This is a genomic window from Arthrobacter sp. ZBG10 (assembly GCF_001238605.1).
Lineage (GTDB): Bacteria > Actinomycetota > Actinomycetes > Actinomycetales > Micrococcaceae > Arthrobacter.
In genome coordinates, this window is sequence record NZ_LFQH01000062.1 from 1 (window position 1) to 20,875 (window position 20,875).

Here is a 20,875-nt window from a genome sequence, read left to right on the forward strand (position 1 = left end):
CAACGTCCTGGCCGAGTACATCTAGGCTCCGCCCCCCGGCCGCAGCTGCGGCCAACGCTTTTCAAATGGTCTCCGGCTTTTGCCGGGGACCATTTGTTTGTCCACCCGGGTCCGTTGCCATTCCCGGCATGCACCGCTCATTGTTGCCAGGGCCGGAAACACGCTCCACAATTTGTTTCACGAAACCAGTTTGCGGACCAGCCTTGCACCCTGCGAAAGGGACAACCCGGGAAGGTAGGCACGCGTCAGTGCCCTGCCAATTGCGGGCAGGTGCAGCGGGTCCTGGTAATAAAGATAAAGCGACCGGTATTCGGGTTTGAAACGCGATTTAAAAGCCGCCAGGGAACGGAAGCCATAAACAGGTTCCAGGGCGTGGCCCACCAGATCAAGGATGCTCAGCAGGTTATCGGCGCCTCCTTCCGCCGCGGTCTGCGCTGCGGAAAGGCTGCCGACGGCGGCCGCCGGGTTTCCGTCGCCGGGCCTGCTGGCCAGCGGCGAGCCGGAGAGCGAAATGACTTCCACGGTGTCCCGCAGTCCAAGGACGGCGGAGGCGATCAGGAATTCCATCACCCCTGGAAACCCCTCAGGTCCCCGGCGCATCACGTCGAGCGTCCTGCTGACCAGCCGGCCGCCGTCGTAAACGGGAAGCCAGCTGGTGACCCCGTGAACCGTCCCGCCGGCGTCCACGGCGAGGCAGCACAGCACCTCGGGGTCATCCAGTTCGTCCACGCCGCCGAGGGTGAAGCCCATCTCGGGGACCGACTTGGCTGCTGCCCACCCTTCGGAAACCTCGTTCAGCCGGGACCGCAGCGGCGCGGGCAGCTCGTTGTAAGGCCCCCAGACCGCCGTCACACCCAGCTTCGCTGCGCGGTTCAATGCCGTGCGGACGTTCTGCCACTCCTTGCCCTTGAACTCGATCTCCCGGACCGCCAGCCGGGTCTCCTGCGCCACCGCGACCCGGTGGAAGCCGCGGTCCCGCAGCTCCGGCCATATCCCGTCATCGCAGGAGTACAGCGCCGGAATCAGGGCCTGGCTGCGGCAGTGCGCCAGGAACCCTTCGGTGACCGCGGGCTGGGCAGGCCCGGGCCCGAACGCCCCGCCCAGCGTCAGGGCAACAGTGCCGTGCTGCTGGTAGGCCATGGCACCGTTCCCATCAGGGCTGAACCAGTAGGTGTTTGGTTCCCACAGGGCCATCCAGGACAACGGGCCGCCGCCGCGGTGCAGCAGGTCACGGGCCCGGCTGCGGTCCTGCCTGCCGGAATCGCTGCTGTGCTGGCCGCCCACCAGGATCCACCACACCGCCACCAGGGCGATCACCCAGAAAACCGGCCCGGAGTAGGCAAAGAGCACCGCTTCGACGGTGTTGCGGTCCGTGAACAGGCGCTGGAAGTGCTGTGGAATGGGCACCGGAACGTATTGCCGGGCCAGCTCTGCGAAGAGGCCCGCCACACCGCCGTCGCGGGACAGCCCGCCGGACCCGAACCAGGCCACAGTGTAAGTCCCGGCAAGGACCAGCCACGTACCGCCCACCACAGCCGCCAGCAACCGGCGGGCTCCAGGCAGGGTCTGGACGCGGAAATGCCGCCGGTTCAGCCACAGCACCAGGGCCAGCAGCAGCGGCACCACCACCAGGGGCAGCACGTGGGCAAAAGCAGTCCCCAGCGGTGCCGCCCGTGGACCCAGCGGCCGCGCCGGAAGCAAAGCGAAAAGGGCAAGATAAACGGCGGCGAGGGCGGTGACGGCCAGTTGGATGACCAGGGCAATATTCAGGGCCAGCCTGCGTCCGCGGCGCATGCCGTCCGCGCAGATCAGCAGCAGCGCAACGGGAACCACTGCAAGCGCCAGGCCAAACGGGCCGGCAAAGCCGGCCCGGCCGGCTTCGAGGCAGGATGCCTCCACCGTGGCGCCGCAGTTAAAGGCCAATTGGCCCAGCGTGGGCATCGGGTTCAGCACCACATCGCGCAGCAGCGCCAACGGACCGGTGGGCGAGCGGGCAATGCCCGTCAGGATGGGACCCACGGCAAAGACGGCCACGGTCAGGGCCAGGAGGTTCCGGGCTTCGCGGCCGGTGGAACGGTGCCGGTGCGGTTGGCCGCCGTCGCCCTGGATCCACCATCCGGCCAGCAGGCCCAGCAACGCCCCGATCAGGCCGATGACGGTCTCCGCGTGGCCCACATACAGGACCAGCAGCAGCGAGATGGAAAGCACCACGGTACGGAGCCGGCGCTGCCACAGGACCGGGAGCCGGGCACTGCCGGCCAGTCCGGAAGCGAGGACCGGGCCATACGGACCGATCAGGACAACGTCCGCCATCCGGTCCAGCCACCCGTCCCCCACCGCAACCGCGAGCTGGGTCACCAACAGGAACAGCGTCACGGCGGCAAACTGGCCCAGCACAAGGAGACCGATGGCCGCCTTGGTGCCCAGCCGGCGTTCGGCCAGACCCAGCAGCACCACAATCATCAGCGAGGCAGCCAGGTAGGCCAGGGGGTTGGTGGCAAAGAAAAGGCTGGTGAACATGGACCACCAGGACCCGGCCCGCAGCCCGGGAAGGCTAACCCCTGCCACTTCGAGCAGGTGCTCCGGCGGCCCCGCCAGGAAACTTCCCGTGGCCGCCGCGGTTATCCAGAAGATGGCCAGGACACCGAGCGTGAACGGGACCGCTGCCAGGTTACGGCCCAGACGCTGCAGCACAGGACGGGCCACAGTGGTCCAGGCCAGTCGCGCGGTGGTTTCCTGCTTGGCGGCGCTCATCCGGACAGCCCCCAGCGTCCGGCCAGGAACTGGAGCGCATCCTCGATCCGGCGGGACGATGTGTCCCACGAATGGCCCGTATGCTCCACCCGCTGCGATTCAACGGTAAAGCCGGCGTCCCGGGCCGCGGTGGTGAGCGTATCCAGGTACGCCACGAATTCTGCGTCATCGGCACCGGCCGTGAGATACATGGCGTGCCCGTCAAAGCGTTCGGTTGCCATGATGGCCAATGGCGTCTGGCGGTCGAAAGCCTCCGGGTCCCCGGGGAATGCTGCATCGATGGTCTTCTGGCGCTCCTTGGCCACGGCGGGTTCGGCCTCGCTGGAAAAGCCCAGGACGGCCGGGAACAGGTCAGGATGCCGGGTGCCCATCTGCACGGCGCAGGTGGCGCCGAACGAGAACCCGCCAGCCGCCCAGCGGCTGTGGTCCGTGTCCACCGCCAAGGTGGTGCTGATCCACTGCACCACGTCCTTCGCCAGGTAGGTGTCTGCCTGGGCAATCGCGCTGTCCATGCACATGGTGTTGGCGTTCTGCGAACCATTGGGATCGGCAACCACCACCACCGGGGCAAGTCCGCCGTGGGCAGCGGCGAAGGTGTCCAGGTGGCCCCGGAGTGCACCGCCGGTCAGCCAGTCGGCGGGCCCGCCGGGCTGTCCGGCGACAAGGACAAGCACGGGCAGGGCCGGCCGGTTGGCGGCAAAGTAGGCCGGCGGCAGGTAAATGTAGGCGTCGCGGGCTGCCAGGCCGGAAAGGGTGCCGGGAATGGCGGACCTGCGGAGCTCTCCCCCGGCCGGGAGATCACCCTGGGCTTTCCAACCTTGGAGCGTAACGCCGTCGGGGGCGCCGGACTGGCGCATCAGGGCCGGTTCCAGGACAGGCACGCTGGCCACGGCGGTGCCCAGGAGGTCGCTGACGGTGCGGTTGAGGCCGAAGTAGGCGTTGATCTGCACAGCGGAGAGCGTCGCGACCAGCAGGACCGCCACCAAGCTGGTCCAGCGGGAACGCCAGGAGTTCCCCGGCAGCCTCAGGAAGGCCAGGAGCAGGGCGCCGACGGCGGGCACCAGCCAGATCAGGACGGCGTCCGGGATGTTTTCGGGGAAGACGGAAAGGATGTTGATCAGGGCCCAGTGCACTGCGGCCACCAGGGCGAACGCGGCGGCAGCGGCGGCCAGGACGCGGATCAGCCAGCGGACCGGGCCCATGGCGGCCGGCGGGACTGCCAGGTGGATGGCACCGGCAAGGCCAAGGACCACTGCCGTCCAAAAGACCGGACCGTCAGTGAGCCGGATGTTGTAGAACCATTCCACGGCCGCTAGCGCCAGGTCCCTACGCCGATGACCGGTCCGGCTTCCAGCCACGAGGACAGGCCAGTGTAGGCATCGAACTTCATGGCGAGCCGAAGGTCCTCGCCTTCATAGCGGAGTTCAACGATCACCACATCGGGCTGAACCTTAACGGCCTCATCCTCGGTGGGTTTGCGCCGGCCCAGGAGCTCCAGGGAGCTGCGCTTGAACCGGTGCTTGGGGCGGACGCTGAGGGAAAGCAGCCGGAACCACTCCAGGTCATTGTCCTGATAACGGCAAACCCCCATCTGCCAGCTGTTTCCAGCCGTGCAAATGGAGGCGTCCACCGTGCCGAGGGCACGCCGCAGGTTGAAGCGGCGCACCCCCGAAAGGCACAGTGCAAATACCAGCAGCCCAAAAATGACTGCCATGGCGATGAACGTAATTACCGGAGCGTCCATCAGGGGCGTGCTAGCGGATCCCAGCGGTAGCCGAGCCGCCCAGCTGGGCATTGTCAGCAACGATGACGACGCGGTTGTTGTCCACGGAGAAGAATCCACCGTCAACATCCACGGCGATCCGGTCCCCGGTCACCGGCTGGATGGCCAGTTCACCTTCAGCCAGGATCGCCAGCAGGGGCGAGTGGCCGGGCAGGATTCCGATTTCACCATCGCTGGTGCGGGCCTTGACCATCTTGGCCGCTCCGGACCACACAAAGTGGTCCGCTGCGACAATCTCAACCTCAAGCTCAGCCATATTACTTGGTCTGTTCCTGGATCTTGGCCCACTGGCGCTCGACGTCATCGAGGCCGCCGACGTTGAAGAACGCCTGCTCCGCGATGTGGTCCAGATCGCCGTCGCAGATCGCCGTGAAGCCTTCGACGGTGTCCTTGATGGAAACCGTGGAGCCTTCGACGCCGGTGAACTGCTTGGCGGTGTAGGTGTTCTGGGAAAGGAACTGCTGGATGCGGCGTGCACGCGACACGACGATCTTGTCCTCTTCCGAGAGTTCGTCAACGCCGAGGATGGCGATGATGTCCTGGAGTTCCTTGTTCTTCTGCAGGATCTGCTTCACGCGGACTGCCGTGTTGTAGTGGTCCTTGCCGATGTACTGGGGATCCAGGATGCGGGAGGTCGACGTCAGCGGGTCAACGGCCGGGTACAGGCCACGGGAAGCAATTTCACGGGAAAGTTCCGTGGTTGCATCCAGGTGCGCGAAGGTCGTGGCCGGGGCCGGGTCGGTGTAGTCATCCGCGGGAACGTAGATGGCCTGCATCGAGGTGATGGAGTGGCCCTTGGTGGACGTGATGCGCTCCTGCAGGAGGCCCATCTCGTCAGCCAGGTTGGGCTGGTAGCCCACAGCGGAAGGCATGCGGCCCAGGAGGGTCGACACCTCGGAACCGGCCTGCGTGAAGCGGAAGATGTTGTCGATGAAGAGCAGCACGTCCTGGTTCTGCACATCGCGGAAGTACTCCGCCATGGTCAGTGCGGACAGGGCCACGCGGAGCCGCGTTCCCGGCGGCTCATCCATCTGGCCGAACACAAGGGCGGTGTCCTTGAGGACGCCTGCCTCTTCCATTTCAACCCAGAGGTCGTTGCCCTCACGGGTACGCTCGCCAACACCGGCGAACACGGAGGTTCCACCGAAGTTACGGGCCACACGGGTGATCATTTCCTGGATCAGTACCGTCTTGCCCACGCCGGCGCCGCCGAACAGGCCGATCTTTCCACCCTTGATGTAAGGGGTGAGAAGGTCGATGACCTTGATGCCGGTCTCGAGCATCTCCGTGGAGCCCTCGAGGGTGGCGAACGCCGGAGCCTTGCGGTGGATGGGCCACCGTTCGGTGGTCTCCAGCTCTGCTTCGGTGACATCCAGGGGCTGGCCCAGGACGTTGAAGATGTGGCCCTTGACGCCGTCACCAACCGGAACGGAGATGGGGGCACCGCTGTCCACCACGGACGTGCCGCGGACGAGTCCGTCGGTTGCCTGCAGGGAGATGGCGCGGATGAGGTTGTCGCCCAGGTGCTGGGAGGTCTCAAACGTGATGGTTTTGGTCTCACCGTTGAGAGTAATCTCGGTGGTGAGGGCATTGTAGATCGACGGGATTGCGTCAGCCGGGAATTCGACGTCGACAACCGGGCCGATAACGCGCGCAATGCGGCCGGTGGCACCGGACGTTGCGGCTACGTGTTCGGTAGCAGTGGCAGTCATCTCTCTCACTTCACTCAGTAGATGGCGTGGGGTTAAGTTTATCTGTTGTGGTGCAGGTCCCGCGGGAACCGGTACCGGGCCGGACTAGGACGCGAGGGCGTCCGCGCCGGCAACGATCTCGGAAAGCTCCTGCGTGATTTCGGCCTGACGGGCCGTGTTGCGCAGACGCGTGTACTTCTTGATCAGGTCCGTTGCGTTGTCGCCTGCCGACTTCATGGCGCGCTGGCGGGCGGCGAGCTCGGAAGCTGCTGCCTGCAGCATTGCTGCGAAGAGGCGGGATTCGATGTACCGCGGCAGCAGCGCGTCCAGGACGCGTTCCGTTTCCGGTTCGAACTCGTAAAGCGGCAACAGCTCCGACTCCGATGCAGCTTCCTCTTCCACTACCTCAAGGGGCAGAAGACGGATGACCGTCGGTTCCTGGGTGACCATCGACTTGAAGCGGGTGTAAACGACGTGGATCTCGTCAACGCCGCCGTCCTCGTAGTCGGCTGCGAACTCGGCGAGCAGTGCTGCACCGATTTCACGGGCCGTGGCGAACTCCGGCGCGTCGGTTCCTCCGGTCCAGACCCGTTCATAGGGCCGGTTCCGGAAGTCGAAGTAGGCCTGGGCCTTACGTCCGACGAGGTAGGTCTTGACTTCCTTGCCTTCGGCGTGGAGCAGCTCGTTGAGACCTTCCGCCTGCTTGAGGACGCTGGCCGAGTAAGAACCTGCCAATCCGCGGTCCGAGGTGATTACCAGGACTGCGGCGCGGCGGATCTGCTCCGGCTCAGTGGTCAGCGGGTGGTCGATTTCGCTTTGGCTGGCGACAGCAGAAACGGCGCGCGTGATCGCGTTCGCGTAAGGCAGTGAAGCTGCTACGCGCGCACGGGCCTTGCCGATGCGCGAGGTAGCGATCAGTTCCATCGCCTTGAAGATCTTGCGCATCGACGTGGTCGAGCTGATCTTCTGGCGGTAGACCCGAATCTGGGCTCCCATACTTATCCTTTCCTAACATTTCCCTAAACCGGTGTGCCGGACCCTGTGGGCCCGGCACACCTGTCCAGTGGAATTAGCGCTTCTGCTTGACGATTTTTTCCTGGTCAACGTCGCCACCGGAGATGGCGTCGTGTGCCTCGTGGCCTGCGCCCACCAGGTGGTTGTCGCCTTCGCCGAAGAAACCCTTCTTGAAGTCGATGATGGACGACTTCAAGGCTGCTGCGGTGTCATCGTCCATCACGTTGGTCTGGGCCAGCGTGGTGAGGATGGAGGACTTGTGCTTGAGGTGTTCCAGGAACTCGGTCTCGAACCGGTTCACATCCTCAACGGGAACGTCATCCAGGTGGCCGTTGGTGCCGGCCCAAATGGAGACAACCTGGTCCTCAACCGGGAACGGCGAGTACTGGCCCTGCTTGAGCAGTTCCATCAGGCGGGCACCACGGGTCAGCTGCTGGCGGGAAGCCGCATCCAGGTCCGAGGCGAACATGGCAAATGCCTGCATGTCCCGGTACTGGGCGAGCTCCAGCTTCAACGTGCCGGAAACCTTCTTCATGGACTTGACCTGCGCGGCGCCACCAACGCGGGACACCGAAACGCCCACGTCGACTGCGGGACGCTGGTTGGCGTTGAAGAGGTCCGACTGGAGGAAGATCTGCCCGTCAGTAATGGAGATGACGTTGGTCGGGATGTAGGCGGAAACGTCGTTCGCCTTGGTCTCGATCAGCGGCAGGCCCGTCATGGAACCGGCACCGAGCTCGTCGGAGAGCTTGGCACAACGCTCCAGCAGGCGGGAGTGCAAGTAGAAAACGTCGCCCGGGTAGGCTTCGCGTCCCGGCGGACGGCGCAGCAGCAGTGACACTGCGCGGTAGGCCTCAGCCTGCTTGGAAAGGTCATCAAACACGATGAGGACGTGCTTGCCGCCGTACATCCAGTGCTGGCCGATCGCCGAACCGGCGTAGGGGGCCAGGTACTTGAAGCCTGCGGGGTCGGATGCGGGAGACGCCACAATGGTGGTGTATTCCAGCGCGCCGTTGTCCTCGAGGGTCTGGCGTACAGCGGCAATGGTGGATGCCTTCTGGCCGATCGCCACGTAGATGCAGCGGACCTGCTTGGTCACGTCACCGGAAGCCCAGTTGGCCTTCTGGTTGATGATGGTGTCGATCGCGATCGCGGACTTGCCGGTCTGGCGGTCACCGATGATCAGCTGGCGCTGGCCGCGGCCGATCGGAATCATGGCGTCGATGGCCTTGAGTCCGGTCTGCATGGGCTCGTGCACAGACTTGCGCTGGGTCACGCCGGGAGCCTGGAGTTCCAGGGCACGGGTGGTCTCAGCCTTGATCTCGCCGAGGTCATCGATGGGCACGCCCAGCGGGTCCACAACGCGGCCCAGGAATGCGTCGCCCACGGGGACGGACAGAACCTGTCCGGTGCGGTGGACTTCCTGGCCTTCTTCGATGCCGGTGAAGTCACCGAGTACGATCACGCCGATTTCGCGGACGTCAAGGTTCTGGGCCAGGCCCAGCGTGCCGTCCTCGAAGCGAAGCAGCTCGTTCGCCATGACCGAGGGAAGGCCCTCAACACGGGCGATGCCGTCACTTGCGGTGGTTACGCGGCCGACCTCTACGCGTTCTGCGTTTCCGGGTTCGTAGGACGCCGCGAACTCGTTCAGCGCATTACGGACGTCGTCGGCGTTGATGGTCAATTCGGCCATCTGCAGTCCCTGCTCTCCTGTTTTCGTGATCATCGTTGCTCACGATGACCGGGGTTTGTATCAGTGTGGTTGTGCTTGTCCGGCTAGCCGGCCAGCTGGCGTTGCAGTGAACCCAGGCGGGTGAGGACGGAAGCGTCGAGCACTTCATCCCCCACCTGGACACGGATGCCGCCAATCAGTGCGGGGACAACGGTGAGGTTGACCTTCAGTTCGCGTCCGTACATGGCATTCAGGCCCGCCTGGAGGCGGTCCAGCTGCGTGTGGGACAGCGGCTGTGTGACGCTGACGGTGGCAATCCAGCGCTGCTGTCGCTTGGCGGCCAGTTCAGCGAACCGCCCTACCAGCCGCGACGGCTTGACGCCGCGGGGCTGCGTCACAGCCTGCTTGATGAGGATTTTTGCTTCCTCACTTGCGCCGGGCACCAGCCGCTCAACGAGGGTGGCTTTAGCAGCAGCACTTGCCTGCGGCTCGGACAAGGCACGCTGTACCTCGTGGTTGGAGGCAACAGTCTGGTTGAAGGAGAACAGATCGTTCTCCAGCTCTTCCAGGCCCGAGATTCCGGAGGCAGAAACGGCGGACTTGTTTTCAGCAACGGAAATGACCACCGTTGCGGCAAGGGTCTCGAGTGCATCGCCGATGTCGCGTGCGGCTGCCCAGCGTGAGCTGGCCAATCCGGCTGCGACGTCAGCAGCATCAGCGGAGACTTTCCCGCCAACAAGCTGCCTGACCAGCGCCGACTTCTCGTCACCTGAGCGGGACGGGTCAGTCAAGGCGCGGCGCAAGCCAGCCGAGCTGTCCACCGTTCCCAGAATTCCGAAGAGTTCCTTTGCCAACTGAAGCGACGCCGTCGGAAGTTTTGCTTCCAGACCTGCCAGCGCTGTTGCCAGCGATTCGCTCGATACGCCTGCCATTACTTCGCAGCACCCGCGTTCTGGTTCTCCAGATCTGCCAGGAAGCGGTCAACAACGCGGGCTGAACGCTCGTCATCATTGAGTGCTTCGCCGACAATGCGTCCTGCCAGCGTGGTGGCAAGCGTGCCCACCTCTGCACGCAGGGACACGACGGCGGCCTGGCGCTCGGACTCGATCTGGGCGTGGGCCTGAGCGGTGATGCGGGCAGACTCTGCGCCCGCCTTCTCCTTCAGGTCAGCCAGGATCTGTGCGCCTTCGGCACGTGCTTCCTCACGGATGCGGTTGGCTTCGGCGCGGGCGTCCGTCAGCTGCTGCTTGTACTCTTCGAGTGCAGCAGAGGCCTCGGCCTGGGCCTTCTCAGCCTTGGCGATGCCGCCTTCAATGGCTTCGGCGCGCTCGGCGAAGGTCTTCTCGAACATCGGGACAACAAACTTGACCACGATGAACATAAGAATGACGAAGCCAACCAGGACAACGCCCATTTCCCAAACGTTGGGAACGAGGGGGTTAACCTCTTCGCCTTCAGTGGCGGCTGAGATGATCAGCTGATTCATGTTTCACCCGTCCTTATCTACTCGGTTCTAATGTCCGCTTCGGTTCTCAGGAGAGAACGAAGGCGAAGACCAGGCCGAGGATGGCGAGGGCTTCAGTCAGCGCGAGGCCGAGGAATGCGATCGGCTGCAGGACGCGCTGGGCTTCCGGCTGGCGTGCCACACCGTTGATGTACGCGGCGAACACGAGACCAACACCGATACCACCGCCGATTGCGGAGAGACCGTAACCGATGAGGTTGATTGAGCCGTTGATGGAGCCTTCCATTTTTCTTCCTTTCAAGATGCCACCCATGTGGCAGGTTGTTTGGGTTGCTTCATCCCCGCGAGGGGAAGTCTTTTGGGTGCCTTCAGGCCGTGCGCCGTGCGGCGCTGCGGCTAGTGGCTGTCGGCGTGAAGTGCGCCTTCAATGTAGATCGCGGTCAGCAGGGTAAAGACATAGGCCTGCAGGACCATGATCAGGGCTTCAAGCATGTACATGGCGATGGCGCCTGCCAGGACCAGGACCGAGGTGCCCTGCAGCAGGATGTTCTCCTGCGACACAAGGAACTCGATGCCGTAGCCGGCGATCATCACAATCAGGTGTCCTGCGAGCATGGTGGCGAACAGACGGAGGCTGTGCGTCACCGGGCGGACAATGAAGTTCGAGATGATCTCGATCGGGATAACGATCGGCAGGATGTACCACGGAACCCCGGAAGGAACAGTTGCCAGTTTGAAGTAGCGGATGCCGTTCTTCTTGAGGCCGATGATCAGCCAGGTGAAGTAGACGATCCCCGCCAGAACGTAAGCGCCGCCGACGTGCGAGAACGTGGGGAGCTGGAAAAACGGAATGGCGCCGTAGATGTTGTTCACCAGGATGAAGAAGAACAGGCTGAACAGCAGCGGGACGTACTTGATGAAGTCCTTGCCGCCGATGATGTCCTTGGCGATTCCGTTGCGGACGAAGCCGTAGGCGGCCTCTCCGGCGAACTGGAGCTTGCCGGGTACCAGCTGTCCCTTGCGTGCGGCAAGCACGAAGAAGACGGCGATAAAGACGACGGAGAGGAGGACCAGCAGCATCTGCTTGGAGAATCCCTCTGCGGCACCCCACGGCAGGATTGCCGGCAAATGCATTTCGTTAATACCAGGAGGAGTAAACTCTCCTGAATCTTGGGCCGGGAGCGCAAGCGCGATCAACGCGTTTCCTCTCTGCAGTGTCCATCATTGGGCGTTGGGCGGGGACCGGCGGCCTGATGGCCTGCTGCTCCCCCTGTGAAATTATTTGGCATTAGTGTTGCCGTCCTTGGACGGCCCGCTGGCAGCACGGTGATCTCCAGCTTTTTCTCGGGAACTGGTGAGACCATGCATGTGGGAAAGGTAAAAACCTCCGAGGGCTCCAAGCAGAGCGCCTGCGAGCACAATCCAGCGCGTTCCCCACAGATTATCCAGTCCCCACCCTATCAAACTCCAGACGATGATTCCGCCAATGATGTAGCTGAATACGGCGATTCCAGCGTTGTAACCGCCGTCCCTGCCGTTCTCTGATACACCGGGTGCGGAGACACCGCGGCCGCGGGTGCGGAGGCGTCCGCTGCGGGCGTTCTTCGGGTCACGCATCGGCTGGTCCCTTGCTTTCGGGGTCGTTGTAGATCTGGAGGCGGGCTTTGCTGAAACCGTAGATTTCGGCGGCCTGCCACAGGACCACGGTGGCCACGGCGCTGATGACGAACCACCGGCCGTCAAGCCACTCGGGGGCTCCGACGATAAAAAGGACCGCGGCGAAGCCCACCACCTTGATGAAATAGGTGGCGACAAAAACGCCGATTGCTCCGGCTGGATTGTTACGTCCCACGAAGTGGCCCACCAGCAGGCTGATGCCGAAGAACAGCATCACCAGCACTCCCCCGTACAGGCTGGACAGCCCGCCGTGGGGACCCACGAAGAGGACGGCCACCAGGGAGCAGCTGACGACGGCGGCCGAGCCGGCCAGCGCGCTGAGCTTAAGAAGGTGCAGCCACAGTGATTTCGTGGGACCCGAAGCGCCAACGGGTGAGTTGCCGGACGCGGGTCCGGACTCGGCGTTGGAGGTCATTAGATCCCAATCGTCGGCGCCTGATGGCTGGTGTGGAGGGCAGCTCAAGGCTGCCCCTAAATTCTACACGAGATAGAAATAATTCCTGACCCGCTTTATGCCCGCGTGCTTTCGCCACGTCGGGTCAGGTAAGGCCATGCTGTCACCAGCGCCATGGCCAGCGTGGCGAAGATGTCCACGGTCAGGACAATCTGCCAGGGGAAAACGGCGAACGCCAGGCCCCCGAAGGACAGCACGGCGGTCCAAAGGTAGAGCAGGATTACTGCCGTGCGGTGCGAGTAGCCGATGTCCAGGAGTTTGTGGTGCAGGTGGCCGCGGTCCGCGGTCCACGGCGAACGCCCACGTGCGGTCCTTCGGATGACTGCCAGCCCGAGGTCAAGCAGCGGCAGGAACAGCACCGCAAACGGCAGCAGGATGGGGATGACGGTTGAGATGCCGTTGACCCTGTCATAGAGCCCGGACGTGATCTGGCCCGTGGACACAACACCGGCCGAAGCCATCAGCAGGCCGATCAGCATGGCACCGGAGTCGCCCATGAAGATCTTCGACGGGAACCAGTTGTGCGGCAGGAACCCCAGGCAACTACCCACCAGGACCGCAGTGAGCAGCGTGGCAAGGTCGGAATAGTCCAGCAGGACGGCGTTCCGGTGCACCCAGTAGGCAGTGAAGAAGAACGCAGCTCCGCCTATGACGGCGACACCTGCAGCCAGGCCATCCAGCCCGTCGATGAAGTTGAAGGCGTTCATGCTGACCACTATCAGCCCCGCCGTCAGCACCACCCTGAGCGTGTTGTTCTCCAGGTAGATGGGTTCGGGAATCCAGGGGACGATTGTCATCTGGACACCCCAGACTGCCACCACCAGGCCGGCCACGCTTTGGCCGATCAGCTTGACCCACCAGCGGATATCGAGCAGGTCGTCCGCCACCCCGATCAGGACGATGATTGCCGCGCCGGCCAGGACACCCCAGGGCTGGAAGTTGTTCCGGTAGATGTCCTTAACGAAGAACGACTGGCTGGCCACCACCAGGGCCACAAGCACGCCAAGGAAGATGGCAACCCCGCCCAGGCGTGAGACCGGAATGGAGTGCATGTCACGGCTGCGGATGGGCAGGTGAAGTTCGAGCCGGTGGCCCACGATCCTGGCGCCCCACGTGGCCGCGTAGGAAACGACGGCTGCCGTCAGGCCCATCAGCAGGTACATGATCATGGGGCGGCGGCCGTTTCGACAGATGGCACAATGGCCCCCCGCAGCGGCTGCGGCTGGTTGTTCCCGCGTGGGCTCACTGGCCGGAAATCTGTTCTTCGATAAATGAAACTCTCCGTCGCCGGGCGCGCAGCAGGCAGTTCTTGGTGCCTTACACGGCTGTATTACAGTGGACTCTAGTCAAAGATACTAGCGCCAACAGCTTCATGGCTTCGCGCCACACTGGCGCACAGCGAACGGGGACATCCCTGGCAGCCATGCTGAAAGGACCCCCATGACCCCCCGCGTGGCAGTTGCCGCCGTAACTTTCGACAGGCCCAAAGAGCTTGCCGTGCTCTTGTCCGCCATCAATGCCCAGACCGCCGCTGTGGACACCATCTGCCTCGTGGACAGCGGCACAACGCCGGCCCGCAGCATTGCCGCCGGCCATGCCAATGTGGACTATGTCCGCTCCGAAGCCAATCTCGGTGGCGCCGGCGGTTTTGCCCTCGCCGCCCTGAAAGCGGTGGCCAGTGGCGCCCGCTGGATCTGGATGATGGACGACGACGCCGAGCCCGCAGATCCCGAATGCCTTGCCACCCTGCTCCGCGAGGCAGAAGCCCGCGACCTCGAAGCAGTGGTCCCCTTGGTGACAGCGCCCGGCAAACCCGACCGGTTGTCGTTTTTCTTCCGGCTGGACGGCAAGGTCACCCATGACCTTGCAGAGGTGGAGCAGTTGGGGTTCCTGCCCAACGACGGGCATTTCTTCAACGGTGCCCTGATCCGCTCGGATGTCTTCTTCAAGGTCGGACTCCCCGATATGCGGCTGTTCATCCGGGGCGACGAAGTGGACTTCACCCTGCGGCTGCGGCAGGCCGGCATCAGGTTCGGCACCGTCACCACCACCTCGATCACGCACCCGCACGCCTTTGAAGAAACGCAGCACGTTTTTGGCGCCCGGTGGCACGTCATCGTTCCGGAGTCGGCGTTCAAGCGCTACTACTACTACCGGAACCGCGGGTACCTGATCAGGCGCTATTTCCGGGTCAAGTCCCTCGTGGCGGACGTGGGCGGCTACCTGGGCTACTTCCTGCAGCGCCGGGACCTCCCCGGGCTGATGTCCTGGGCCAAGGCGTTCAGCGCAGGGCTCCGCGGCAAGGGCTTCGCCCCGTTGGAGGACCAGAAGTTCTAGGCGCCCGCCCCTACGGCCGGCGCTCCAAGCGGCGGCCGGCCAGCAGCCACAGCAGGACCCACGGTTCAACCAGCACCCGGTAAGCCACCCGGCGGGGATGCAACACCAGCCGCCAGGCCCATTCGAGGCCCAGCCGGCCAAGCCAGCGGGGAGCAAGCTTCTGCGTCCCGGCAAGCTGGTCAATGGCTCCGCCTACCGCGCAGTACACGGCCGGCGGCAGGTCGGCGAGCCTGCGCTGCAGCACTTCTTCCTGCAACGGCATGCCCAGACCCAGCAGGACCAGTTGGGGCGCCTCACGCTGCAGCCACGTGACAGCTTCATCTTCCCGGGCGGTGTCCCAGCCTGCTCCTGGGAAACCGGTCACGCGGGCACCGGGCACGATCGACTCGAGCATGGTGACTGCCCCGGCATTGGCATCGGCCCCGGCACCCACCACGGCGATCCGTTGCAGGCCGGCCACGCCGCCCAGGGCCGGGAGCCAGTCAGTGGATCCCAGCCTGTAGTCCATGACAGGTCCCTGGGCCTTGCCGGTCCGGCCCCACAGCCACAGCACTGGCGCGCCGTCCAGCAGCACCACGTCACTGCGCTCGTACAGCGCGCGGAAACCATTGTCCTGCAGCGTCAGCGTCACACTGTGCAGGTTGTGGCCCAGGATGGTCCTGGTGGACCCCTCGCTGATGAATCCGCCCAGGACATCCACCAGGTCAGGAACCCGCAAGGGAGTGGCATCGACTCCCAGGCCGGGAACCCTTTGGCGGTCCGGCAACATCAGGATCCGGACGTCCGCTCCGGCGCGTCGGCCGGCGGGACGTCGGCGGTCACTGCTGCGGCCGCTGTTCCATTGCCCGTTTCATCAACGGCGCCGTCGGCCGGTTCGTCAACAGTTTCAGTCGCCGGTTCGTCAATTTCGGCCATGGGGATCTCGCCCAGGCCCAGGACACCCGGCACGTGCTCCCGGAGCCGGTCGAGGCTCACGGCGCCGTTACGGACCACCCGAAGCAGCGGCCCCGTGGCGTCAACGATTGTCGATGCCACCGCGGCGTCCCCAGCCAGGGGCCGGAAGCCGCCTTCCAGGTAAACCTCCACGGACTCTGCCAGCTGCTCGCGGGCATCCGCCGCCGTCTGGGCTGGTGCGTGGCCGGTCCGGTTGGCCGAAGACACCGCCAACGGGCCCGTCAGTGTGAGGAGTTCCTGCGCAATGTCGTCGGCAGGCATCCGCAGCGCCACAGTTCCCTTGGTCTCCCCCAGGTCCCAGTCCAGAGACGGCTGGGCGTGCAGGATCAGGGTGAGCCCGCCGGGCCAGAAAGCCTCGGCAAGCTTGCGGGCATCCGCGGAGACGTCCGTGGCCAGCCCGTCCAAAGCGTTGATGCGGGGTATCAGCACGGGCGGCGGCATGGCCCGGCTGCGTCCCTTGGACGCCAGGAGCATGGTGACGGCCTGGGCCGAAAACGCGTCAGCAGCGATCCCGTAGACGGTGTCCGTAGGGAACACCACCACTTTCTTCTCGCTGATGGCACGCTGGGCGTGCTCCAGGCCGGCCGCGCGCTGATCGTCCGTGGTGCAGTTATAGGTTGTGGTCACTGGCCTATTCTTTCATTCCAAACTGGGAGGATCCGCCAAAAAGGCGGTGGTGGCGCGGTCCTTGCCGTTCAGGTCCTGATGGGACGTGATGCCGGTCCAGGACCCCTGCCGGGCCAGCATGGCGGCAATCCACCCTGACTGGACCTCCGCATGCTCCATCACAAAGTAGCCGCCCGGCCGCAGCAGCCGGGCAGCGGAGGCAGCGGCCGCCGTCGGAAGCTCCATGCCGTCCGCGCCGCCGCCGTACAGCGCTTCCGGCGGATCGTGCAACGCCACTTCAGGTTCGTTCGGGACGGCTTCCGCCGGAATATAGGGCGGGTTGGAGACCACCACGTCAAACGTGCCGTTCAGCTCCGGGAGGGCCGTGCGCAGGTCGCCCTGCACCAGGTTCACTCCCAGGGGCTCGAGGTTCCTTGCTGCCCACGCGTGGGCAAATGCGCTGTATTCCACGGCGTGGACTTCGGCAGCGGGGACTTCCGCGGCGATGGATCCCGCGATCGCACCGGAGCCCGTGCCCAGGTCCACCACACGAGGATGAGCGACGTCCCGGATGTGGTCAATCACCAACTGGACCACGGATTCGGTTTCGGGGCGCGGAATGAACACGCCGGGACCAACCGCCAGTTCCAGGTAGCGGAAGTAAGCCACTCCCGTGATGTGCTGCAGGGGAACCCGGGAGGCACGCTCCGCGATCAGCGCCGCATAGCCATCAGGCGCCGGGGTGTCGCCCAACAGCAAGGCCCGCAGCCGGCCCAGGCCGACGTTGAGGAGGTGGTCGGCGAGGAGTTCTGCGTCCACGCGGGGGCTGGGGACGCCAGCCGCCGCCAGTATCCGGGTGGCCTCACTGACGGCGGCGGCGAGCGTTTGGTCGGGCCCGATGGTCATCGCGGAAGTGGACTAGTCGCCGATGGCGTCCAGGCGCGCCTGTTCGTCCATCTCGATGGCGGACTGGATCACAGACTCCAGGTCACCGTTCATCACCTGGTCAAGGTTGTAGGCCTTGTAGCCCGTTCGGTGGTCGGCGATCCGGTTTTCCGGGTAGTTGTAGGTGCGGATGCGCTCCGATCGGTCCATGGTGCGGATCTGCGATTTGCGCTGCGCGGAGTTCTCGGCGTCGATGATCTCCTGCTGGTGGGCCAGGATCCGGGCACGGAGCACACGCATGCCTGCCTCGCGGTTCTGCAGCTGGGACTTTTCGTTCTGCATGGCCACCACAATGCCGGTGGGCAGGTGGGTAATGCGGACAGCGGAGTCCGTGGTGTTAACGGACTGTCCACCGGGGCCCGACGACCGGTACACGTCGATTTTTAGGTCGTTCTGGTTGATGTCCAGTTCCTCGGGCTCGTCCACTTCGGGAAGGACCAGCACACCGGCTGCGGACGTGTGGATCCGGCCCTGGGACTCCGTGACGGGAACCCGCTGGACGCGGTGGACGCCGCCCTCGAACTTCAGCCGGGCGAAGACGCCTTCAGCGGGATCATTGGAGCTGCCCTTGACGGCAACCTGGACATCCTTGTAACCGCCCAGGTCCGACTCGGTGGCGGAGATGATCTCCGTCTTCCAGCCGCGGGACTCGGCGTAGCGGGTGTACATCCGCAGCAGGTCCGCTGCGAACAGGGCAGCCTCGTCGCCACCCTCGCCACCCTTGACTTCAAGGATCACGTTGCGTGCGTCGTCCGGGTCACGCGGGATCAGCAGCCGCGTGAGCTTGGCGGCCGCAACTTCCAGCGCAGCCTCCAGCTCGGGTACCTCGGCGGCAAACTCAGGGTCCTCGGCGGCCATTTCCCGGGCTGCGGAAAGGTCATCGCTGATGCCCTCCCACCGGTGGTAAGCCTCCACGATGCCGTTAAGCTGCGCGGACCGCCGCCCCAGCTTCCGGGCCAGCCGCTGGTCAGCATAAACAGCGGGATCCCCAAGCTGCGCCTGGATGGCATCATGCTCATCAAGCAGGCCCTGTACGGACTCAAACATTTTCAAAACCTCTTTCGACTCTCACAAGTCTAGTAACGACACCATTAACTTGACCGCTGCTGGCGACTTAACGACGAAGCCGCACGGATTTTCCGCCCCGGGAGTGGCATCGGGCCTGCCGAAGCCGGGTGGCTTGCGATCGTAGATCGTAAGCCACCCGGCGGAGGGGCGGGGGCGGAAAATCCGTGCGGCGTTGGCGCGCGGGACCGCCAGAATCTAGCGGTGAACCCAGCTACTTGTCGTTATCCGACTTGCTGCCCAGCGTCGTCTTCTGAATCTGCATCAGGAACTCGACGTTGCTCTGGGTCTCCCGGATCTTGTTGGTCAGCAGTTCAAGGCTCTGCTGCGTTTCGAGACCGGAGAGGACCCGGCGCAGCTTCCACATGATCTTGACTTCCTCGGCGGAAAGCAGGTTTTCCTCGCGGCGGGTTCCGGACGCGTTGACGTCCACGGCGGGGAAGATGCGCTTGTCGGCCAGCTGGCGGGAAAGCCGGAGCTCCATGTTGCCGGTGCCCTTGAACTCCTCGAAAATGACCTCGTCCATCTTGGAGCCGGTCTCCACGAGGGCCGTTGCCAGGATGGTCAGCGAGCCGCCGTTTTCGATGTTGCGGGCTGCACCGAAGAAGCGCTTCGGCGGGTACAGGGCTGCGGAATCGACGCCACCGGACAGTATGCGGCCGGAGGCCGGTGCTGCCAGGTTGTAGGCGCGGCCCAGGCGGGTCATGGAATCCAGGAGGACCACCACGTCCATGCCCATTTCCACGAGGCGCTTGGCGCGTTCGATCGACAGTTCAGCCACGGTGGTGTGGTCGTCAGCGGGGCGGTCGAAGGTGGAGGCAATGACCTCACCCTTGACGGTGCGCTGCATGTCGGTGACTTCTTCAGGCCGTTCGTCCACCAGCACCATCATGAGGTGGACCTCAGGATTGTTGGTGGTGATCGCGTTGGCGATGGACTGAAGGATAAGCGTCTTGCCGGCCTTGGGCGGGGAGACAATCAGGCCGCGCTGGCCCTTGCCGATTGGGGCCACAAGGTCGATGACACGCGGGCCGATCTTTTTGGGATCGGTTTCCAGGCGCAGGCGCTCGGACGGGTAGAGCGGAACCAGTTTCGCGAACTCGACGCGGTCCTTGAGCTCTTCCGGGGTCTTACCGTTCACGGAGGTGACCCGGACCAGCGCGTTGAACTTCTGGCGCGCGGACTGCTGGCTGCGGTCCTCGCCGTCGCGGGGGGCACGGATGGCGCCTACGACGGCGTCACCCTTGCGCAGGTTGTACTTCTTGACCTGGGCCAGCGAGACGTAAACGTCGTTGGGGCCGGGCAGGTAGCCGGAGGTGCGGATGAACGCGTAGTTCTCCAGGACGTCCAGGATGCCGGCAACGGGCAGCAGCACATCGTCTTCGGTGATTTCGATGTCGTCGACATCGGGTCCCTGGGTACGGTCGCGACGGCGGTCGTTGCGGTCCCGGAAACGGTCGTTGCGGGAGTTGGCGTCCCGGTCCTGGCCCGCGGAGCGGTCAGTGCGCTCGTTCCGGTCGTTACGCTCGGGGCGTTCGTTGCGGTCACGGCGGTTACGGCGGTTACGGCGGCTGCCGCCGTCGCTCTCATCGTTGTCATCGCGGCGGGTGGCTTCGCGCTGGCCTGCGTCGCGGCTGCCGGCATTGTCCCGGCCTGCCTCGGCGTTGTCCCGTGCGGCGTTGTCGCGTGCGGCATTGTCGCGCATAGCGCTCTCACGTGCAGCGTTGTCACGGCTGGCGCTCTCGCGGGCAGCGCTCTCGCGTGTGCTGCGGGTGCGGACGCCCTCGCGGCGGTCGCCGCGCTGGCCGGCTTCGGCGGCTTCAACCGGTGCTTCGGTGCGCTGCTCAGCGGCGGGCTGCTCCGGCGCGGTTTCGGCGGCGGTCTCCTGGCTTGCTGTCGCGGCCGCTTCGCCGCGGCGGCGGTTGCGGGTGCGCGGCTGGCGGCGCTCGGCGCCGTCCGTTGCTTCCGGCGCGGCAGCGGCAGGTGCCGCTTCCGTGGCGGCGGGAGCTGCAGCGGCCTCGGCAGCGGCCGGCTCGGCTGCGGGGCTGATGACGCCGTCGCTTCCGGCACGGCGGCTGCGGCCCCGGCGGGCCCGGGTGGCGTCGGCTGCAGGAGCCTCGGCTTCCGGCACGGCAACAACCTCGGGGGCGGTGGCCACGGCCGGCTTCTCTGCCGCCTTGGCAGGGGCCTTCACCATGGGTGTGCCTGCGCGGTGGGCGGAAATGGCCGTGACCAGGTCCCCCTTGCGCATGCGGGAACCGCCGGAAATGCCGAGCTGGCTGGCAAGAGCCTGCAGCTGGGCCAGCTTAAGGCCGGCCAGGCCGCTGCTCTTGGCGGGTGCAGCCGATGTTTCGGCTGCAGAAGATGATGTTTCCACAGCTGGCAACAGCTCAGTGGTTTCGGTCACGAAGGATCCTTCCCCCTCGACGGCGTCCGGACTGGGAGCTGGACGCGATGA

General features: G+C 64.8%; 20 protein-coding genes. 1 reads left to right on the forward strand and 19 read right to left on the reverse strand.

What is annotated here, in order from left to right; translation table 11 throughout:
• Positions 1-177 precede the first annotated feature (177 nt).
• From ACU18_RS14930 to ACU18_RS14990, 14 genes are all read right to left on the reverse strand, one after another.
• Positions 178-2,754, reverse strand: a complete 2,577-nt coding sequence (locus ACU18_RS14930; protein WP_050686783.1) for a bifunctional lysylphosphatidylglycerol flippase/synthetase MprF — start codon at positions 2,752-2,754, stop codon at positions 178-180.
• Positions 2,751-4,061 (reverse strand): alpha/beta hydrolase, encoded by a 1,311-nt coding sequence (locus ACU18_RS14935; RefSeq protein WP_050686785.1) that lies wholly within the window; start codon positions 4,059-4,061, stop codon positions 2,751-2,753. Before ACU18_RS14935 ends, ACU18_RS14930 begins: the two co-directional genes overlap by 4 nt.
• A gap of 5 nt (positions 4,062-4,066) precedes the next feature.
• Positions 4,067-4,498 (reverse strand): DUF2550 domain-containing protein, encoded by a 432-nt coding sequence (locus tag ACU18_RS14940; RefSeq protein ID WP_050686787.1) that lies wholly within the window; start codon positions 4,496-4,498, stop codon positions 4,067-4,069.
• 10 nt (positions 4,499-4,508) lie between these two features.
• The gene (locus ACU18_RS14945; RefSeq protein WP_050686789.1) at positions 4,509-4,793 is read right to left on the reverse strand and encodes a F0F1 ATP synthase subunit epsilon; all 285 of its coding nucleotides are present in this window, start codon (positions 4,791-4,793) and stop codon (positions 4,509-4,511) included.
• Position 4,794: 1 nt separating this feature from the next.
• Positions 4,795-6,249, reverse strand: coding sequence for a F0F1 ATP synthase subunit beta (atpD, locus tag ACU18_RS14950; RefSeq protein ID WP_050686791.1), 1,455 nt, complete (start codon positions 6,247-6,249; stop codon positions 4,795-4,797).
• A gap of 84 nt (positions 6,250-6,333) precedes the next feature.
• Positions 6,334-7,224 (reverse strand): F0F1 ATP synthase subunit gamma, encoded by an 891-nt coding sequence (locus ACU18_RS14955; protein ID WP_050686793.1) that lies wholly within the window; start codon positions 7,222-7,224, stop codon positions 6,334-6,336.
• Positions 7,225-7,297: 73 nt separating this feature from the next.
• Positions 7,298-8,935, reverse strand: a complete 1,638-nt coding sequence (atpA, locus tag ACU18_RS14960; RefSeq protein ID WP_050686795.1) for a F0F1 ATP synthase subunit alpha — start codon at positions 8,933-8,935, stop codon at positions 7,298-7,300.
• A gap of 83 nt (positions 8,936-9,018) precedes the next feature.
• Complete coding sequence (locus ACU18_RS14965; RefSeq protein ID WP_050686798.1) at positions 9,019-9,846, reverse strand: F0F1 ATP synthase subunit delta; 828 nt, start codon at positions 9,844-9,846, stop codon at positions 9,019-9,021.
• On the reverse strand, positions 9,846-10,400 hold the full coding sequence (locus ACU18_RS14970; protein ID WP_050686799.1) for a F0F1 ATP synthase subunit B: 555 nt from the start codon (positions 10,398-10,400) through the stop codon (positions 9,846-9,848). The genes ACU18_RS14965 and ACU18_RS14970 overlap by 1 nt, the downstream gene beginning before the upstream one ends.
• A 46-nt stretch (positions 10,401-10,446) precedes the next feature.
• Entirely contained in the window at positions 10,447-10,665 is a 219-nt protein-coding gene (gene atpE / locus ACU18_RS14975; RefSeq protein ID WP_050686800.1) for an ATP synthase F0 subunit C, read from the reverse strand.
• Positions 10,666-10,775: 110 nt separating this feature from the next.
• Positions 10,776-11,576, reverse strand: coding sequence for a F0F1 ATP synthase subunit A (atpB, locus tag ACU18_RS14980; RefSeq protein WP_050686801.1), 801 nt, complete (start codon positions 11,574-11,576; stop codon positions 10,776-10,778).
• An 81-nt stretch (positions 11,577-11,657) separates the two neighbouring features.
• On the reverse strand, positions 11,658-11,996 hold the full coding sequence (locus ACU18_RS20275; RefSeq protein WP_082178360.1) for a hypothetical protein: 339 nt from the start codon (positions 11,994-11,996) through the stop codon (positions 11,658-11,660).
• Positions 11,989-12,471 (reverse strand): hypothetical protein, encoded by a 483-nt coding sequence (locus ACU18_RS14985; protein ID WP_050686802.1) that lies wholly within the window; start codon positions 12,469-12,471, stop codon positions 11,989-11,991. The genes ACU18_RS20275 and ACU18_RS14985 overlap by 8 nt, the downstream gene beginning before the upstream one ends.
• Positions 12,472-12,566: 95 nt before the next feature.
• The gene (locus ACU18_RS14990) at positions 12,567-13,679 is read right to left on the reverse strand and encodes an MraY family glycosyltransferase (RefSeq protein WP_050686803.1); all 1,113 of its coding nucleotides are present in this window, start codon (positions 13,677-13,679) and stop codon (positions 12,567-12,569) included.
• Positions 13,680-13,950: 271 nt separating this feature from the next.
• On the opposite strand from ACU18_RS14990, the gene ACU18_RS14995 reads away from it, so the two are divergent.
• Complete coding sequence (locus ACU18_RS14995; RefSeq protein ID WP_050686804.1) at positions 13,951-14,847, forward strand: glycosyltransferase; 897 nt, start codon at positions 13,951-13,953, stop codon at positions 14,845-14,847.
• Between the two features lie 10 nt (positions 14,848-14,857).
• On the opposite strand, the gene ACU18_RS15000 is transcribed toward ACU18_RS14995, so the two are convergent.
• The 5 genes from ACU18_RS15000 to rho form a co-directional block, all read right to left on the reverse strand.
• Entirely contained in the window at positions 14,858-15,616 is a 759-nt protein-coding gene (locus ACU18_RS15000; RefSeq protein WP_050686805.1) for a WecB/TagA/CpsF family glycosyltransferase, read from the reverse strand.
• Positions 15,616-16,428 carry an L-threonylcarbamoyladenylate synthase gene (locus tag ACU18_RS15005; protein ID WP_050686806.1) on the reverse strand — a complete coding sequence of 271 codons (813 nt, stop codon included), beginning with the start codon at positions 16,426-16,428 and terminating at the stop codon, positions 15,616-15,618. The genes ACU18_RS15000 and ACU18_RS15005 overlap by 1 nt, the downstream gene beginning before the upstream one ends.
• A gap of 12 nt (positions 16,429-16,440) precedes the next feature.
• Positions 16,441-17,313: a peptide chain release factor N(5)-glutamine methyltransferase gene (gene prmC, locus ACU18_RS15010; RefSeq protein ID WP_050686807.1), complete on the reverse strand. Its 873-nt coding sequence runs from the start codon at positions 17,311-17,313 to the stop codon at positions 16,441-16,443.
• A 12-nt stretch (positions 17,314-17,325) separates the two neighbouring features.
• Complete coding sequence (gene prfA / locus ACU18_RS15015) at positions 17,326-18,399, reverse strand: peptide chain release factor 1 (protein ID WP_050686808.1); 1,074 nt, start codon at positions 18,397-18,399, stop codon at positions 17,326-17,328.
• A gap of 232 nt (positions 18,400-18,631) precedes the next feature.
• Positions 18,632-20,824: a transcription termination factor Rho gene (gene rho / locus ACU18_RS15020; protein WP_050686810.1), complete on the reverse strand. Its 2,193-nt coding sequence runs from the start codon at positions 20,822-20,824 to the stop codon at positions 18,632-18,634.
• Positions 20,825-20,875 lie beyond the last annotated feature (51 nt).

Bases quoted from the DNA above. Each gene is read 5' to 3' on its own strand.
- ACU18_RS14930 (WP_050686783.1), bottom strand. From the start codon at position 2,754: ATGAGCGCCGCCAAGCAGGAAACCACCGCGCGACTGGCCTGGACCACT.
- ACU18_RS14940 (WP_050686787.1), bottom strand. From the start codon at position 4,498: ATGGACGCTCCGGTAATTACGTTCATCGCCATGGCAGTCATTTTTGGG.
- ACU18_RS14945 (WP_050686789.1), bottom strand. From the start codon at position 4,793: ATGGCTGAGCTTGAGGTTGAGATTGTCGCAGCGGACCACTTTGTGTGG.
- atpD (WP_050686791.1), bottom strand. From the start codon at position 6,249: ATGACTGCCACTGCTACCGAACACGTAGCCGCAACGTCCGGTGCCACC.
- ACU18_RS14955 (WP_050686793.1), bottom strand. From the start codon at position 7,224: ATGGGAGCCCAGATTCGGGTCTACCGCCAGAAGATCAGCTCGACCACG.
- atpA (WP_050686795.1), bottom strand. From the start codon at position 8,935: ATGGCCGAATTGACCATCAACGCCGACGACGTCCGTAATGCGCTGAAC.
- ACU18_RS14965 (WP_050686798.1), bottom strand. From the start codon at position 9,846: ATGGCAGGCGTATCGAGCGAATCGCTGGCAACAGCGCTGGCAGGTCTG.
- ACU18_RS14970 (WP_050686799.1), bottom strand. From the start codon at position 10,400: ATGAATCAGCTGATCATCTCAGCCGCCACTGAAGGCGAAGAGGTTAAC.
- atpE (WP_050686800.1), bottom strand. From the start codon at position 10,665: ATGGAAGGCTCCATCAACGGCTCAATCAACCTCATCGGTTACGGTCTC.
- ACU18_RS20275 (WP_082178360.1), bottom strand. From the start codon at position 11,996: ATGCGTGACCCGAAGAACGCCCGCAGCGGACGCCTCCGCACCCGCGGC.
- ACU18_RS14985 (WP_050686802.1), bottom strand. From the start codon at position 12,471: ATGACCTCCAACGCCGAGTCCGGACCCGCGTCCGGCAACTCACCCGTT.
- ACU18_RS14990 (WP_050686803.1), bottom strand. From the start codon at position 13,679: ATGATCATGTACCTGCTGATGGGCCTGACGGCAGCCGTCGTTTCCTAC.
- ACU18_RS14995 (WP_050686804.1), top strand. From the start codon at position 13,951: ATGACCCCCCGCGTGGCAGTTGCCGCCGTAACTTTCGACAGGCCCAAA.
- ACU18_RS15000 (WP_050686805.1), bottom strand. From the start codon at position 15,616: ATGTTGCCGGACCGCCAAAGGGTTCCCGGCCTGGGAGTCGATGCCACT.
- prmC (WP_050686807.1), bottom strand. From the start codon at position 17,313: ATGACCATCGGGCCCGACCAAACGCTCGCCGCCGCCGTCAGTGAGGCC.
- prfA (WP_050686808.1), bottom strand. From the start codon at position 18,399: ATGTTTGAGTCCGTACAGGGCCTGCTTGATGAGCATGATGCCATCCAG.